This window comes from Aeromonas sp. ASNIH8 (assembly GCF_002919855.1).
In the GTDB taxonomy this organism is placed as follows: domain Bacteria; phylum Pseudomonadota; class Gammaproteobacteria; order Enterobacterales; family Aeromonadaceae; genus Aeromonas; species Aeromonas caviae.
The window spans coordinates 1-14,869 of record NZ_PQLN01000103.1; the positions used below are offsets into that span (position 1 = coordinate 1).

Genomic DNA, 14,869 nt, shown 5'->3' on the forward strand with positions numbered 1-14,869 from the left:
AGGACAGGCGTGAATGAAGTCGAGAGCTTGGTCGATACGCATAAAAAAATCCGAAACCCAACAAGGAGTTTCGGATTCTTACACAGCCTGAGGATCGGTCAATGGATCCTTAACTGATCGGCATTAGGGCCAGAGGCCCGGTTTTCGGTCACGTCAGATGCCTGATTACATGATGGTGAACGGCATGATGATGTGGAACTTGACGTCATGCTCGGAGCTGAACATGTTCGGGTAGTACCAGCTGCCCTTGTCGTCCTGTTCGTTGTTGTAGTCGGTGTAGTGCAGCTTGAACAGGGTGCCCTTCAGCTTGCCGTCCTGCACTGTGTACATGACGTCGAAGTTCGCCGCCCACTCTTTGCCGCCTTCCAGGGACTTGTCGCCGTTGTTGGCATCCCAGCCGTAGGCACCGGAGACACCCACGCCCCAGCCCGGTGCACCCACCAGATCATCCAGGGAACGAGTCACGCCGAAGAACAGGGCCTTCTCGTCGTTGTGGTTCCAGTCGGAGCGGGAATCCCACCAGATTTCGTTCGCGCCCTGGGAGTTGCCGTAGCCGCGGGTCAGACGGGGCAGGTAGTTGCCCAGATCCCCTTCAGCCTTGGTCCACAGGCCTTCCAGACGGAAGCCATAGGGGCCAGCTGCCCAGCTGGCGGTCAGGGCTTGTTGCCAGGCCAGGCCGTCATAGTCGCTGTTCTCGGTGTCGGAACCGTAGAACTGGTAGCCGGTGTTCAGGCCACCCAGTACGTCGAACTTATGGGCCAGCTTGAAGTGGTAGCTGTTCATGTAGCCTTCGGACTGACCGAAGCCGGCTGTGACGGCAGTGCCGTTCTCGAAGGTGTAGCGAGCGGCCAGACCGTGGATGTAGTCGATCTTGTTCGCATCGGTGAAGGGATCGCTGGCATAGGGGCTGCTCTTGGAGAAGCCGGTGGTGTTCTTGAACCAGGGTGCCTTGTACTCGTCGGCGATGGCGTAGGTCAGGTAGAGGCCGCCGAAGGTGCCTTCGATCTGGCCACCACGGTAGGTACCGGGTTGATAGGACCAGTTGACGCCGAGGATGCCGGGTACATAGAGCTGGGTGTAACCACCCTTGGCGGTGACGGCGTCACCGAACTTGAATTTCAGGGCGGCGTTGGAGAGGCTGAAGCCGTTCTCGGGAACACCGTCACCACCTGAACCCCACTTGTCGCCCCAGAAGGAGAACTCGTTCTCTTCGTTGACGCCATTGCTCTCGTCAACGGCCAGATCGTAGGCACCGAAGCCGCCCACGTCGACGCCGACCACACCCCATGCATAGCCGGAGTTGAAGTTCAGGGCTGCCTGGGTAGTGGCATGGCTCAGGTTGGAGTGGTATTTGCCATCCTGACCCGGACCGGCCTGGACGCGATCACGCTCACGCTGGAAGTAGAACAGGCCACCGGTGAGCTTGCCTTCGTCGATGAAGGCGCTGTAGGACTTGCCGTATTCCGGGCTCATCATGTCTTGAGCGGCGAACGCCATGCCGGGTGCGACCAGTGCCGCGACCACGGCAGCACTCAACGCGGCGCGCTTGAAGATCACTTTTTCCATTTGTTATTGCTCCTGATTTTATGGACTTAGCTTTTTTATCCGGCAGCCGGGTAGGCACCCGCCGCTCGGTATTGGCATTGCAATCAACACCCCGAAGGGCAAAAAAATGGTTCTCTGTCGTGCCCTTGTGCCTGATGCCTTGGCGCATCGGTCGGGGCTATCTGCATCGTTACAGTCGTTATTTTTTGGCTGTCGATCCTTGGCGATCTGACATCACCAAGAGTACGTTCGCGGTGCGAAATATCAATGTAAAGTTCCCGGCAAGTTTCAAAAATATGACCGAGTGCAAATAATCATGATTCTTGGTGTGGGCACTCCCAGGCCACTCATGTCGGCAATGACAGCGCTTTCATGGTGATTTCACCGTTCTCCTGCGCAGATCTTGCGGTCAAGGCAGAACTTTCTTTGTTAACCCGGTGGCAACATATAATTTTGTATCACAAAAAAAGATGGGCCCGGCCGGATGCCCACTGTCGTGAGCGTGAGCCGTCGCCCCGACAGACAGGGGGACCAGAGATGTGAAAGGGGTGAGGGAGCCTGTGACTGAATGGATGAGGCAACCCGTCATTGGCCGTGAGGACATGACGGGAGTATCAGGGGAAGGGTTGCGGCAAGGCCGGGCCGCGGGGAGATTGACAGGGAGCGCGCCCCGGGTCTGGTGCGAACCAGACCCGGGGGTTATCAGGTCTGGCTCAGGATCCGGGGGATCTGCTGGGCCTGGTGGTGGATGTGCTCCGAGACCTGTACCGAGAGGCGGCTGCCTTGGCGGGCGTGCTGGCTGATGCGACCGATGAGGGCGGCGAAGCTCGCCAGCCTGTGCTCCTGACTCTTGGCATTGTCGGCGCCTTGCAGGGCGATGACGGCGGTGCTGCGCGCCATCTCCCGCACCGTCAGGGTGGTCTGGCGCAGTTGCTCCGCCTGCTGGCGCTGCTCGGCGGCCTCTGCGGTGATGCGGGCCAGCACGGTGGCGAGCTGATCCCCCGCCTGGGTGAGGCTGGCCAGGATCTCGGTGATCTGGCCGAGGGAGCGCTGGGTGTCGGCGGAGAGGTGGCGCACCTCGTCGGCGACGACCGCGAAGCCGCGTCCCTGCTCCCCGGCCCTGGCCGCCTCGATGGCGGCGTTGAGGGCCAGCAGGTTGGTCTGCTGGGAGATATGGCCGATGACGTCGACGATGGCGGTCACGTCCTCCACCGAGCGGGTCAGCTGGGCCAGGGCGCCGCTGCTCTCGTCGATGGCGAGCCCGGTCTGGGCGGTAGCCGTCAGCATGCCCCCGACCAGCCGCTCGCTCTGGCTCATGGAGTGTTCATTGTGCTGGGCGTGCTGGGCGATTTCGGCGGCGACCTGGTGCACCTCGCTGGCGAGCTGGTTGAGCTCCTGCATCATGGTGTCGCTCTCATCCACCGCCTGCTCCGTGGTGCGGGTGCTGTGATGGATTTCCTGCACCTGCTCCACCATCTCCTGCAGGCTGGAAGAGACGCTGGAGAGCTGCCCCGCCTTCTGCTGCTGATCCTGTTGCAGGCGCTGTATCAGGCGGTTGTAGCTCGCGACGATGTCCGCCAGTTCGTTGCGCTCGCGCCCCGGGGTCAGCAGCTGGGCCTGACCCGTGGCGTCGAGCTGCAGAAAGGCTGCCCGCAGTTGCAGCAGGGGCCTGACCAGCCAGCGACGCTGCACCAGGGCGAACAGCAGGGCCACCACGACCAGGCAGAGCGCCAGCACGCCGAGCACTGTGGCCAGCTCCCGGTTCATGGTCTGACGGGCGGCGGCGAGTTGTTCACCCAATTGCTCCCCCGCTTGCAGCAGCTGGGTGATGTCCTGCTGCACCATCTGACGAGCGGCCTGCTGCTGTTGCAGCGCCTTGCGGCTGTTTTCCAGCTCCTGGGGATAGCGCTTGAGCAGGGAGGTCAGCTCGGCTTTGGGCTGATCCCCGAGCTCCTTGCGTATCGGCTCTCCCAGGGTGAATTCGTCGGCCGGTGCCTCCTCGAAAAGTGCCAGGCTCGGCAGGGCGGCCAGGGAGTCGGCCTGCTTTTGCAGGGCAGCCAGCTCGAATTGCAGCCCTTCGAGACGCTTGGCACTCGCCTGCTCCATGTAGTTCTGGCGCTGGTGGGCGAGGGAGGGGAGGGCGGTCAGGATGTCGGCCGCCCCCTGGCGATACTGCTCGGCAAGGGCCGGATCCCGCCCGGCGGCTGCTCCCTGCTGGCCGTAACGGAGCAAGGCTTTGGCCTGGGTGGTCAACTCGTTCTCGGCATTTTGCAGCAACCACTGGCTGTTGCCGGAGAGCTTGCCCGCCGCCAGATAGTCGCCGTCAATGCGGGTTTTCATCTGCTCAAGCCGGGCGTTTAGCGGCTGGGTCTGGGGATCCTCCAGGCGGGACAACAGCGCCAGCGCCTGCTGGCGCACCCCCTGTGCCTGGGCCAGCAACAGGGGATCCCCGCTGCCGAGATAGTCGCGAAGCGCCCCCTGCAGCGGACCGCTCAGTTGCTGTTGCAGGCGCTCCTGCAAACGCTGGGCCTGGGCCGAGTGGTTGAATTGTTGCCAGCCATGATAGAGCGCGGTGGCCTGGACACCGGCCACCAGCAGCAAGACGAGGGAAGAGAGGGAGGAAAAATGGGCAATTTTCACATCAGATTCCTGCTTGAATCACGCAATGGGCGCGAGCTTAATCAGGTCTGATGGCGTTTTTATGACAGTGGCTGTGCCAGCTCCCGTTGACTTGGGCTCTTCACCAGCAGGCCGAGCAGGGCGCCGCCCATGATGAGTCCCCCCGCCAGCAGATGGCGCGGGGTGAGCGCCTCTCCGTTGAGCCAGACCAGCAGCAGGGTGCTCAGCAAGGGAGTGAGGTAGGCGAGCGCACCGATGCGGCGCGGATCCCCGTCTCGCAGCGCCAGATACCAGGTGACGAAGGCTGCCCCCATGGGGCCGAGGGCGAGCCCGGCGATGAGCAGCCAGTCCCCCAGGGGGATCCGGGCGAATGGCAAGGGGCCTTCCAGCATCCATGCCAGCAGCAGGGCCAGGAGCCCTGCGGGCAGGCAGGCGGCGGCCGTGACCACGGCGGGAGCGGGAGGCAGGCGGCGGGAGAGCACGGAATAGGCGCCCCAGACGATGGCGGCGCCGAGGGCCAGCAGGTAGCCGGGCAGATGGGCCTGTTGCAACTGCAGGTGACCATCGACCATCACCAGCACCGATCCCGCGAGACCCAGGGCCCCGGCCAGCAGATGGTGCAGGCTCAGGGGATGACCCGGCAGCAGCAAGGGGGTGAACAGGATGATGCACAGCGGCCACAGGTAGTTTATGAGGTTTGCCTCCAGCACGGGGGCGTGGCGAAAGCTTGTGAACAGCAGCAGGTGATAGAGCAGCAGGGCGGTGATGGTCACCAGCCAGGTGAGGGGGCTGGCGCGCCACTGGCGCCAGAATGGCAGAGTGCCCGCCCCGCAGAACAGCAGCACCAGCCCCACCAGCACCAGCGGCGAGACGCTGGTGATCCGGGAGGTGAGCGCGGCGAGAGAGGCCCACAACAAGATGGTGAGCAGGGCAAAACCGGTAGACTTGTCCCACCAGGAAGACGCAGGCATCCAACACTCCTTTGCAAGATGAATGAACGAAAAAGAGGGCCAGTCTAGCAGACTGGCCCTCGTCACACAGCGTTGCCGTGACGGTGCGGGTTATGACTCCCGGCTCGGGACGGCCCCTGCCGCCGGAGCCAGGGACTGCCCCTTGACGTACCAGACGATGAGGGCCAGCACCAGCAGCGGCAGCACGGGGTCGAACCAGGTGCCGCCGGAGCCGAACAGCAGGTTCAGCAGGGCGACGCCGGTGCCGCCGATGGCCCAGGCGATGGTGGTCGGGATGGACCAGACGATCATCTGCTGCTTGACGTCGGAGATGCCCATCATGCGGTTGACCACCCAGAACAGGCTGTCGTTGAAGTAACCGAAGAAGAGCGACCCCATGGTGGCGGCCTGGGCGGCCAGCAGCATGTTGACCCCGGGGATCTGCGCCAGGATGGGGGCGGAGATGGAGGCCGCCGTCACCATGGCCACGGTGCCGGACCCCTGGATGAGGCGCACCAGGGTCGCCACGATGAAGGGGATCAGGATGGGGGAGATGGGCAATTGGGCGATCTGCTCGGCCAGTTGCTGACCTGCGCCACTGTCGCGCAGCACGGCCCCCAGCGCCCCGCCGGCACCGGTCACCAGCAGGATGATGCCGGCGGATTGCAGTCCCTCTTCCAGGCGTGCGGCGGTGGCGTGCCTGTCCATGTGCGGGACCAGGGTATAGACCGCCAGCAGCACGCTGATGGCCAGCGCGATGATGGGGGTGCCGATGAAGTTGATGCCCTGCACCAGGGGGTTCGCCATCAGGCCGTCCATGCCCTCCAGGGTGGCCAGAGTGGTGAAGATGGCCTTGACGAAGATGAGCACGATGGGCACCAGGATCGGCAGCAGCGACAGGGTCAGGCTCGGCAGGGTCTTGCCCTCCTTCTCCTTGAGGTACTGCTCATAGGTGGCTTGCAGCTCGTCCGGGGTCTGGGCGGCCTGTGCACCGAACTCGGGGTACTTCTTGTCGAGCCACTGGGCGTAGAAGACGATGCCGAGCACGCAGGGGATGGCCAGGGCCATGCCGGTCAGCAGCATGGCGCCGATGTCCACGCCAAACAGGCCGGCAACCCCCAGCGGGCCCGGGGTCGGCGGCACGGTATGGTGGGTTACCACCAGGCCGCCCGCGAGCGCCACCCCCAGGGTGAGCAGGGAGCGCTTGCCGCTTTTTGCCAGCGCCTTGGCCACCGGATAGAGGATGACGAAGGCGGAATCCACGAAGATGGGGATGCTGACGATGTAGCCCGTGATGGCCAGTGCCCACTCCTCGCGGCGCTTGCCGAGCCACTTGATGAAGCTGTAGGCGATCTGTTCGGCGGCGCCGGAGACCTCAAGCAGGCGACCCATCATGACCCCGAGGCCGATGACGATGCCGATGCTGCCGAGGGTGGAGCCAAAGCCCTGGGTGATCACGGTGAGGGTCTTGTCGATGCTCATGCCGCCGGTGATCCCGGCGATGCAGGCCGCCGCCAGCATGGCGATCAGGGCGTGCACCCGGGTGCGGATGACCAGGAACACCAGCACGAAGACCGCGATGATGAGACCGATGATGGGGGTTGGGATGTCGCTCATGATGCCTCCTGCATGTCATGGGTGATGAAACTGTCGATGATGTCGGCAAACGTCCTGTCTGCCGCGAAGCCGAGGGTGCTGGCCCGCTGGTTGTCGATGCGTCCCGGCCAGCTCGCGACGATGCGCTCGATGGCCGGATCGGCGGCAAACTGCACCCGATCCCGGGCCGCCTGGCCACCGACCCGTGCGAGGGCTTCCAGCATCTCGCCGACGGTCACGCTGATGCCGGGCAGGTTGATACTGCGGGCGTCACCGGTGGCGGGAAGTCTGGCCGCCAGCAGGAAGTTCGCGACCACGGTGGCGGGGCTGGAGAGCCAGAGGCGCAGATCCGGGCTCACCGGGCAGATGGCGCTCTCCCCTTGCAGCGGCTCGCGGATGATGCTGCTGACAAAGGAGGAGGCGGCGCGGTTCGGCTTGCCCGGCCGCACGCAGATGGTGGGCAGGCGCAATACCAGACCGTCGACGAAGCCCTTGCGGCTGTAGTCGTTGACCAGCAGCTCTCCCATGGCCTTCTGGGCGCCGTAGGAGGAGGTGGGGGTGAGCGCCGTGCCGTCATTCACCAGCTCTGGCAGCGGGCCGCCATAGACGGCGAGCGAGCTGGTGAAGACGAAGCGGATGCCCGGCCGGGCATGGCGGCACGCCTCCAGCAGGGTGCGGGTGGTGTCCAGGTTGACCTGCCAGCCCAGATCGAAGTCCTGCTCCGCGTGGCTGCTGACGATGGCGGCCAGGTGGTAGACCACGGCGGTCCGCTCGCTGATGAGGGACTCGGCGACACCGGGTTCGGTGAGGTCGGCCCGCAGACAGCGAACCCTGGGGTCCGGTAGGGGGGATTGCGGCTGCTGGATGTCCACCAGCAGCAGCTCGGTGAAGGGGTGGGGGCCTTGCAGCAGGGCCCGGGCCAGTTTCTGGCCCAGGAAGCCACCGCCGCCGGTGATGATGATCTGCATCTTGTTATCCTCAGACTCGTTCATGTTCAGGGTCGTTATTGTTGTGTCAGCCAGCCCAGCCCTTCCCGGGTGCCGGCTCTGGGGTTGTACTCGCAGCCTATCCAGTCGTGGTAGCCCGCCTGCGCCAGCGCCTTGAACAGGTGGGGGTAGGCGATCTCCCCCTCGTCCGGCTCGTGGCGATCCGGCACCGAGGCGATCTGGACGTGGCCGATGGCCGGACCCAGCTTGCCGATGAGGCGGGTGAGATCCCCGTCCATGATCTGGGCGTGGTAGAGGTCAAGCTGCACCCCCACGTTGGGCCTGTCTATCTCCTGCACCAGGGCCAGGGCGTCGAGCTGGTGGGCCAGGAAGTAGCCGGGCACATCTCTATCGTTGAGCGGCTCCAGCAGCACCTTGATGCCGTCTTCGGCCAGGAAGTCGGCGGCGAAGCGGATGTTGTCGATCAGGGTCTGGCGGTGGGCCGAGAGGTTATGAGCAGGGTCCACGATGCCGCTCATGGCGTGTACCTTGGTGCAGCCGAGCGCCAGGGCATAGTCACGCACGCTTGGCAGGTGGCCGCGAAACTCCGCTTCCCGCCCCGGAATGGCGGCCATGCCGCGCTCCCCTGCCGCCCAGTTGCCCGGCGGCATGTTGAACAGGGCCTGGGAGAGCCCCTGCTCGCGCAAGCGGCGGCCCAGCTCGGCGGCCGGCCACTCGTAGGGGAAGAGGAACTCCACCGCCTCGAAGCCTGCGTCGCGGGCGGCGGCGAAGCGCTCCAGGAACGGCACCTCGGTGAACAGCATGGTGAGATTGGCGGCAAACTTGCTCATGGTTTCATCCTCCTCAATTCATCAATTTCGGGTTCGCTCAGGTAGCGGATGGAGTGGCCATGAAGCATCAGTGCCAGGCGCGCCGTCTCCTCCAGCTCTTCCATGTTGTTGACTGCATCCACCAGATCCTTGCCCGTCACCACGGGGCCGTGGTTGGCAAGCAGGAAGGCGTTGCCTTCGGGAGCGCGGCGCCCCAGCTCCTCGGCGATGCGGGCATCCCCCGGTTTGTAGTAGGGGATGAGCGGCAACTGGCCGACCCGCATCACGTAGTAGGGGGTGAAGGGGCGGATGACGTTGGCCGGATCCAGCCCCTCCAGACAGGAGAGGGCGGTCAGGTGGGTGCAGTGCAGGTGCACCACGGCCCGGCAGTCCGGATTGTTGTGGTAGATGGCGAGGTGGAAGGCCACCTCCTTGGAGGGGCGATCACCTCCCAGGTGTTCCCCCTGCAGGTTGACATGAGAGAGCCTGTCGGCGCTGAGCCGTCCCAGGCAGGAGCCAGTCGGGGTGGCGATCAGGGTACCGTCCGGCAGCAGGGCGGAGAGGTTGCCGGCGCCCCCGGTGGCATAACCGCGCTGGAAGAGGGAAGCCCCCAGCATCACCATGGTGTCGCGCAGTGCCTGTTCAGTCATGGAAGTACTCCTGAGCCTTGTCGAAGAAGTCGTCGCTCCCGAAATTGCCGGATTTGAGGGCCAGCGACAGGGGGGCGTCGATGGCCCGCACCCAGGGCACACCGGGGGCGATCTGCGGGCCTATGTGGAACGCCTTGACGCCGAGGGCCTGGGTGACCCGGCTCGAGGTCTCGCCACCGGCGATGATGAAGCGGTCCACACCGGCGCCTTGCAGCAGTTGGGCGAGGCGGGCAAAGCAGTGTTCCACCGCGTCGCTGGCCGCCTGCTGGCCGTGGGTTTCCTGAATGCGGGCCAGCTCAACCGGGCTGGTGGTGGCGTAGACCAGCGGCGCCGGGGTACGGGGCTGGTCCAGTACCCAGCGCGCCAGCTCGGCAGGGTAGTCGGCATCCTCGAGGCAGCGCACCACATCCAGCGCCAGGGCAGGGGCGTGCTGGCGATAGCGGGCCACCTGACGGTTGGTCATCTCTGAGCAGGAGCCCGACAGCACCGCGGCGCGGCTGCCTCTGGGCCAGCCCGCTTCGCGGGCACCCTGCAGATCGCCGCTGCCAAGCTGACGAGCCAGGCCGATGGCGAGGCCGGATCCGCCGGTCACCAGGGGCATGTCGAGGGCTGCGGTGGCGATGTCCAGCAGGTGCTGCTCGGTCAGGGTGTCAACCACGGCGTAGCGCACATCAGCTTGCGTTAGCTGCTCAAAGGCGTCGGCAATGGCGCCGGGACCCTGTGCGATGGTATTGAACGGCACCAGACCGGCGCGGCCCTGGGCCTGTCCCTCCATCAGCCGCAGCAGGTTGCTGTCGGTCATGGGAGTGATGGGGTGATGGCGCATGCCGGACTCGGCGAGCGGCTGGGCGCCGACGAAGAGGTTGCCCTGATAGACGGTGCGACCGTTTACCGGCAGGGCCGGGCAGATCAGGGTGAACTTGCTCTCCAGCGCCGCCAGCAGGGCGTCGGTGACGGGGCCGATGTTGCCCGCCGCCGTGCTGTCGAAGGTGGAGCAGTACTTCTGGTAGATGCGCGGGCAGCCGCGGGCCTTGAGCCAGTCGAGGGCCGCCAGGGAGTCGCGCACTGCCTCATCGGCCGGGCAGGAGCGGCTCTTGAGGCTGATCACCACGGCGTCGACCCCGGTCAGATCCGCCTCAGCCGGGATACCGGCAAACTGGATGGTGGCGAGGCCGTTCTCCACCAGGAAACCGGCGATGTCGGTGGCGCCGGTGAAGTCGTCTGCGATGACTCCGAGTTTCATGCTTGCTCCTCCTGACCCGGCAGGGTGATGCCTGAGAAGATCTTGATGACGGCGCTGTCATCTTCCTGGCCGTGTCCTGCGTTGCTGGCGCCGAGGAACATGTTCAGCGCCGTGCTCGCGAGCGGCAGCGGGAAGCGCAGCGCCTTGGCGGTGTCGGCCACCAGGGTGAGATCCTTGACGAAGATGTCCACTGCGGAGCGGGCCTGGTAGTCACCGGCCAGCACCCGGGGCATGCGGTTTTCAAACATCCAGGAGTTGCCGGCGGCATGGGTCACCACGTCATACATGAGATCCAGGGACACGCCTGCCCGGCTGGCCAGGGCCATGGCCTCGGCGGCCACCGCGATGTGCACCCCGGCCAGCAGCTGGTGGATGATCTTGACCGTGCTGCCCTGGCCCGGCTCGCTGCCGACCCGGTAGACCTTGCCGGCCACCGCATCCAGCACAGGGGCTAGCTTGTCGAAGGCGGCGTCGGCGCCTGCGGCCATCACCGTCATTTCGCCGGCATCGGCCTTGATGGCACCACCGGAGACGGGCGCATCCAGCATCGGCAACCCCATCAGCGCCAGCTCGGCAGCCAGGGCGCTCGCCTCCTCGGCGGCGATGGTGGAGGAGACCATGATGGCGGTGCCCGGTTTGAGGTGGTGGGCCAGCCCCTCGTTGCCGAGCAGGATGCGGCGCACCTGGGTGGCGTTGACCACCAGCAGCAGCACCGCATCGAGCGTCTCCGCCAGGGGGCGGGCATCGGCCATGACGGCGGTGGCACCGGCCTGTTGCAGCTGGTTGCGCGCCTCTTCATTGAGATCGATGCCGTAGGTGGTGAGCCCGGCCCGCAGGCAGGAGCGGGCGGCGCCCATGCCCATGGCGCCCAGGCCGATGACCGCAACATGATAGGGAGTGCTCATCTCGTGATTCCTCGATTACGACTGATGAGCCGATAGTAGAGGCTTGCGGCGATGAAATATCAGGCAGTCGTCACAAAAAATAACTTAATGCATGTTAATTTTTGTTATTTGCGCGGGTTGAGATTCTTTTGAATCAAAAAATGGCGTTGTTAATGTGAATAAATGTGATTTTTGAGCCCGTTGCAGGTTATTTATCATTTTTTCCCAGGTCGCTGGGGTAGAATGGCGCCTTCCCTTCCCCGAGGCGCGAGGCAAGATGATTCCCGTAGAGCGACAGCAACGTATCCTGCAACTGCTGGCAGAGCGCGGCGTGGTCAGCATAGTGGAGCTGACCGACTGGTTGCAGGTCTCCCACATGACCATCAGGCGCGACATCCAGAAGCTGGAGGAGCAGGGGCGGGTTCTCTCCGTCTCGGGCGGGGTCAGCCTCTCCCAGCGGATCAAGAGCGAGCCCTCCCACGCCGCCAAGCGCAGCCTGATGCAGGGGGCCAAGCTGGCCATCGCCCGGCTCGCCGCCGCCCAGGTGAGCGAGGGTAGCACCGTCTATCTGGATGCCGGTACCACCTCCCTGGAGTTGGCCCGGGAGCTGGCGCTGCGGGAAGACCTGATGATAGTGACCAACGACTTCATGGTCTGCGCCTACCTCATCGAGCACGGCCGCTGCCGCCTCTATCACACCGGGGGCCAGGTCATTCGCGAGAACCAGTCCTGTGCCGGGGAGGCCACCGCCCACTTCCTGCGCAACCTCCATCTGGACGTTGCCTTCCTGTCAGCCTCCTCCTGGGACAGTCAGGGGATCTCCACCCCGAGCGAACAGAAGGTGCCGGTGAAGCGGGCCGTGGTGGAGTCGGCTGCGACCCGCATCCTCATCTGCGATTCGTCCAAATATGGCAAGGTGGGGACCTTCAACGTGGTGAGCTGGGATGCGATCGATCAGGTGATCACCGACGAGCAACTGCCCCAGAGCGCCCGCGAGGCGCTGGCCCAGCACGGGGTCAGGGTGACCATGGCGCCGCTGGCCAGCCTGGCGGTCAGCGGCGAGTGAGGGGGCCTGGTCCCTGAGACTGGTCAGGGACGGGCCCTGGGTCAGCGGCTGCCTGCCGCCGGCTCCTCCGCCAGGTTGGCGGAGCCCTGGATCACCTCCCCCGCCTTCTCGATGTCCCGTCCCATCCCGTGGATGGTGTTGCAGCCCAGCAACCAGAGGCTGGCGCAGAGCACCAGCAGCATGCGATTCGCGTTCATCCTTTCTCCTTGCATCCTATGGGGTCAGTTTGAGCAGGCGTCCCTGACCCGAGTCCGTCAGCAGATAGAGCGCGCCGTCGGGGCCCTCCTTGACGGTACGGATCCGCTCCCCCAGATCGGTCAGCAACCGCTCCTGTGACACTATGGTGTCCCCGTCGAGGCGAAGGCGCAACAGGGCCTGGCCGCGCAGGGCGCCGACCAGCAGATCTCCCCGCCACTCCTTGAACAGGGCGCCCTGATAGAACGCCATGCCCGAGGGGGCGATGGAGGGTACCCAGATCCAGCGCGGCGCCGTCAGGCCCGGCGCGCTCTGGCCCACGCCAATCTTGCCGCCACCGTACTCCTCGCCGAAGGTCACTCTGGGCCAGCCGTAGTTGTGGCCTGGCAGGATGAGGTTCACCTCGTCGCCACCCTGGGGGCCGTGCTCGTGGGCCCAGAATTGCCGGCTGTCCGGGCGCAGCGCGGCCCCCTGCATGTTGCGATGGCCCAGGCTCCAGATCTCCGGCAGGGCCCCCGCCGTCGTCACGAAGGGATTGTCGGCGGGGACCCGGCCATCCTTGTGCAGGCGTACCGTCTTACCGAGATGGTTGTCGAGGGTCTGGGCCCGCTCCCGCTCGGTGTAACGGTCGCCGAGGGTGATAAAGAGATAGCCATCCTCCGTCAGCACCAGACGGGAGCCGAAGTGGGCGCCGCCGGCCACCTTGGGCTGCTGGCGAAACAGCAGTTGCCAGTCGACGAGGGCGTCCTTTTGCAGCCGGGCCCGGGCCACTGCGGTGCCGGCGCCGCCGTCCCCCGGCTCGCTGTAGCTGAGATACACCCAGCCCTCGCCGTCCAGGGCGAGATCGAGCAGCCCCCCCTGACCCGCGGCGGCGAGGGGGGGCAGGCCCGAGATAAGGTGGCGCTCGCCACCGGCGTCGATGCGCAGCAGGCGGCCCGGGCGCTCGCTGACGAGGTAGCCGCCATCGGGGAGAAACGCGAGCCCCCAGGGGTGGCGCAGATCCCCCGCCACTTGGGTCAGGGTCAGCGCCCGCACCGGGAGCGCCAGGCAGACAAGCAGCAGGGCAAACAGTCGCAACATGGGACCTCCTCGAGCGGCCAGACCTGAATGTCGCTGAAGTATAGGGGAGGCAAACGGGAAAACGTGAGCAACAACAAGCCATTGGGTGATACCGGCGGTGCCGGTTGTTCCTTGGGGCAGGAAGGGAAAGGGGGTGAGCCAGGGCTCACCCCCTCTGGCTAGAAGAGGGCTGGCACGATGCGAAGCGGGTGATCCGATGGTTTGACTTTGCCTATCTTGCGCTTGGGCAGCTTCACCGGCTCCGCCGGCAGCGCCTCGTAGGGGATGTGCGCCAGCAGGTGGGAGATGATGTTGAGGCGCACCCGTTTCTTGTCCTCGGAGTGGGCCACGAACCAGGGGGCCCAGGCGGTGTCGGTGGCGATGAACATGGCATCCCGCGCCCGGGTGTAGTCATCCCAGCGATCGAAGGACTTGATGTCCATGGGGGAGAGCTTCCAGATCTTGCGGCCATCGTCGATGCGATCACGCAGCCGCCGCTCCTGCTCTTGTGGGGTCACCTCCAGCCAGTACTTCAGCAGAATGATGCCAGAGTCCACCAGGGCTTTTTCCACCATGGGGGTGCCAGCTAGGAATTTGTCGCTCGCCTCCTCGCTGCAAAAACCCATGATGCGCTCCACCCCGGCCCGGTTGTACCAGCTGCGATCGAAGATGACGATCTCCCCCGCCGCCGGCAGATGGGGGATGTAGCGCTGGAAGTAGAGCTGGCTCTTCTCCCGCTCCGTGGGGGCGGGCAGTGCGACGACCCGAAAGACCCGGGGGCTGACCCGCTCGGTGAGCGCCTTGATGGTGCCCCCCTTGCCGGCCCCGTCGCGCCCCTCGAAGACGATGCAGACCTTGAGCCCCTTGTGCACCACCCACTGCTGCAGCCTGACCAGTTCCACGTGCAAGAGGCGCAGCGCCTTTTCGTATGCCTTGTTGCCAAGGGGCTTTTGCGCCTCGGCCACGACCGGTTCTTCCGTTCTGGATTTTCGTTTGCTGCCCATGATGTCCTTCTCTGTGTCTCGGCGAATGGAGGGCCGTCCTGCCGGACGGCGCCCTTCAAGGGTAGATGACGGTGTGCCGCCACCGGGAGTGGCAACTACCGGGGGATGGCCGGGATCATCTTTGGTGGGGCTCGCGGGGTTGTTGGTGGCAGTGAGACATTGAAGAGGGGGGGCGGGACCTGGCCGCCATGGATGCAGGGGAAATGGCGCAGAAACGCACAAGGGGCTGGCATCTGACGATGCCAGCCCCTTGCTGTGTATGGTGTTCCCGACTGGAGTCGAACCAGTGGCCTGTCCCTTAG

At 65.1% G+C, this 14,869-nt stretch carries 13 protein-coding genes; 1 reads left to right on the forward strand and 12 read right to left on the reverse strand.

Annotated features, from left to right (window positions below):
* Nucleotides 1–165: 165 nt before the first annotated feature.
* The 9 genes from C3418_RS19770 to ltnD all read right to left on the reverse strand — a co-directional run bounded on the left by C3418_RS19770 (nucleotide 166) and on the right by ltnD (nucleotide 11,264).
* Nucleotides 166–1,566 carry an OprD family outer membrane porin gene (locus C3418_RS19770; RefSeq protein ID WP_103859115.1) on the reverse strand — a complete coding sequence of 467 codons (1,401 nt, stop codon included), beginning with the start codon at nucleotides 1,564–1,566 and terminating at the stop codon, nucleotides 166–168.
* A gap of 681 nt (nucleotides 1,567–2,247) precedes the next feature.
* Complete coding sequence (locus tag C3418_RS19775; protein ID WP_103859116.1) at nucleotides 2,248–4,185, reverse strand: methyl-accepting chemotaxis protein; 1,938 nt, start codon at nucleotides 4,183–4,185, stop codon at nucleotides 2,248–2,250.
* A 59-nt stretch (nucleotides 4,186–4,244) separates the two neighbouring features.
* Complete coding sequence (locus tag C3418_RS19780) at nucleotides 4,245–5,135, reverse strand: DMT family transporter (protein WP_103859117.1); 891 nt, start codon at nucleotides 5,133–5,135, stop codon at nucleotides 4,245–4,247.
* A gap of 90 nt (nucleotides 5,136–5,225) precedes the next feature.
* A complete protein-coding gene (locus C3418_RS19785) occupies nucleotides 5,226–6,731 on the reverse strand; it encodes a GntP family permease (RefSeq protein ID WP_010673294.1) in 1,506 nt (501 codons plus the stop codon).
* Nucleotides 6,728–7,702 carry a D-erythronate dehydrogenase gene (gene denD / locus C3418_RS19790; protein ID WP_232092837.1) on the reverse strand — a complete coding sequence of 325 codons (975 nt, stop codon included), beginning with the start codon at nucleotides 7,700–7,702 and terminating at the stop codon, nucleotides 6,728–6,730. The genes C3418_RS19785 and denD overlap by 4 nt, the downstream gene beginning before the upstream one ends.
* 11 nt (nucleotides 7,703–7,713) lie before the next feature.
* A complete protein-coding gene (gene otnI, locus C3418_RS19795) occupies nucleotides 7,714–8,487 on the reverse strand; it encodes a 2-oxo-tetronate isomerase (RefSeq protein ID WP_103859119.1) in 774 nt (257 codons plus the stop codon).
* Nucleotides 8,484–9,116: an aldolase gene (locus C3418_RS19800; RefSeq protein ID WP_041214644.1), complete on the reverse strand. Its 633-nt coding sequence runs from the start codon at nucleotides 9,114–9,116 to the stop codon at nucleotides 8,484–8,486. Before C3418_RS19800 ends, otnI begins: the two co-directional genes overlap by 4 nt.
* Nucleotides 9,109–10,359 carry a 3-oxo-tetronate kinase gene (gene otnK / locus C3418_RS19805; RefSeq protein ID WP_103859120.1) on the reverse strand — a complete coding sequence of 417 codons (1,251 nt, stop codon included), beginning with the start codon at nucleotides 10,357–10,359 and terminating at the stop codon, nucleotides 9,109–9,111. The genes C3418_RS19800 and otnK overlap by 8 nt, the downstream gene beginning before the upstream one ends.
* Nucleotides 10,356–11,264 (reverse strand): L-threonate dehydrogenase, encoded by a 909-nt coding sequence (ltnD, locus tag C3418_RS19810; protein WP_103859121.1) that lies wholly within the window; start codon nucleotides 11,262–11,264, stop codon nucleotides 10,356–10,358. Before ltnD ends, otnK begins: the two co-directional genes overlap by 4 nt.
* 256 nt (nucleotides 11,265–11,520) lie before the next feature.
* On the opposite strand from ltnD, the gene C3418_RS19815 reads away from it, so the two are divergent.
* Nucleotides 11,521–12,309 carry a DeoR/GlpR family DNA-binding transcription regulator gene (locus tag C3418_RS19815; RefSeq protein ID WP_103859122.1) on the forward strand — a complete coding sequence of 263 codons (789 nt, stop codon included), beginning with the start codon at nucleotides 11,521–11,523 and terminating at the stop codon, nucleotides 12,307–12,309.
* A gap of 41 nt (nucleotides 12,310–12,350) precedes the next feature.
* Here the strand turns inward: C3418_RS19815 and C3418_RS19820 are convergent, their stop codons facing one another.
* The 3 genes from C3418_RS19820 to ppk2 all read right to left on the reverse strand — a co-directional run bounded on the left by C3418_RS19820 (nucleotide 12,351) and on the right by ppk2 (nucleotide 14,567).
* A complete protein-coding gene (locus C3418_RS19820) occupies nucleotides 12,351–12,506 on the reverse strand; it encodes an entericidin A/B family lipoprotein (protein ID WP_084202561.1) in 156 nt (51 codons plus the stop codon).
* Nucleotides 12,507–12,522: 16 nt separating this feature from the next.
* Complete coding sequence (locus C3418_RS19825; protein WP_103859123.1) at nucleotides 12,523–13,584, reverse strand: PQQ-dependent sugar dehydrogenase; 1,062 nt, start codon at nucleotides 13,582–13,584, stop codon at nucleotides 12,523–12,525.
* A 158-nt stretch (nucleotides 13,585–13,742) separates the two neighbouring features.
* Nucleotides 13,743–14,567 carry a polyphosphate kinase 2 gene (gene ppk2 / locus C3418_RS19830; protein WP_103859124.1) on the reverse strand — a complete coding sequence of 275 codons (825 nt, stop codon included), beginning with the start codon at nucleotides 14,565–14,567 and terminating at the stop codon, nucleotides 13,743–13,745.
* Nucleotides 14,568–14,869 lie beyond the last annotated feature (302 nt).

Bases quoted from the DNA above. Each gene is read 5' to 3' on its own strand.
- C3418_RS19770 (WP_103859115.1), bottom strand. From the start codon at position 1,566: ATGGAAAAAGTGATCTTCAAGCGCGCCGCGTTGAGTGCTGCCGTGGTC.
- C3418_RS19780 (WP_103859117.1), bottom strand. From the start codon at position 5,135: ATGCCTGCGTCTTCCTGGTGGGACAAGTCTACCGGTTTTGCCCTGCTC.
- C3418_RS19785 (WP_010673294.1), bottom strand. From the start codon at position 6,731: ATGAGCGACATCCCAACCCCCATCATCGGTCTCATCATCGCGGTCTTC.
- denD (WP_232092837.1), bottom strand. From the start codon at position 7,702: ATGAACGAGTCTGAGGATAACAAGATGCAGATCATCATCACCGGCGGC.
- otnI (WP_103859119.1), bottom strand. From the start codon at position 8,487: ATGAGCAAGTTTGCCGCCAATCTCACCATGCTGTTCACCGAGGTGCCG.
- C3418_RS19800 (WP_041214644.1), bottom strand. From the start codon at position 9,116: ATGACTGAACAGGCACTGCGCGACACCATGGTGATGCTGGGGGCTTCC.
- otnK (WP_103859120.1), bottom strand. From the start codon at position 10,359: ATGAAACTCGGAGTCATCGCAGACGACTTCACCGGCGCCACCGACATC.
- ltnD (WP_103859121.1), bottom strand. From the start codon at position 11,264: ATGAGCACTCCCTATCATGTTGCGGTCATCGGCCTGGGCGCCATGGGC.
- C3418_RS19815 (WP_103859122.1), top strand. From the start codon at position 11,521: ATGATTCCCGTAGAGCGACAGCAACGTATCCTGCAACTGCTGGCAGAG.
- C3418_RS19820 (WP_084202561.1), bottom strand. From the start codon at position 12,506: ATGAACGCGAATCGCATGCTGCTGGTGCTCTGCGCCAGCCTCTGGTTG.
- C3418_RS19825 (WP_103859123.1), bottom strand. From the start codon at position 13,584: ATGTTGCGACTGTTTGCCCTGCTGCTTGTCTGCCTGGCGCTCCCGGTG.
- ppk2 (WP_103859124.1), bottom strand. From the start codon at position 14,567: ATGGGCAGCAAACGAAAATCCAGAACGGAAGAACCGGTCGTGGCCGAG.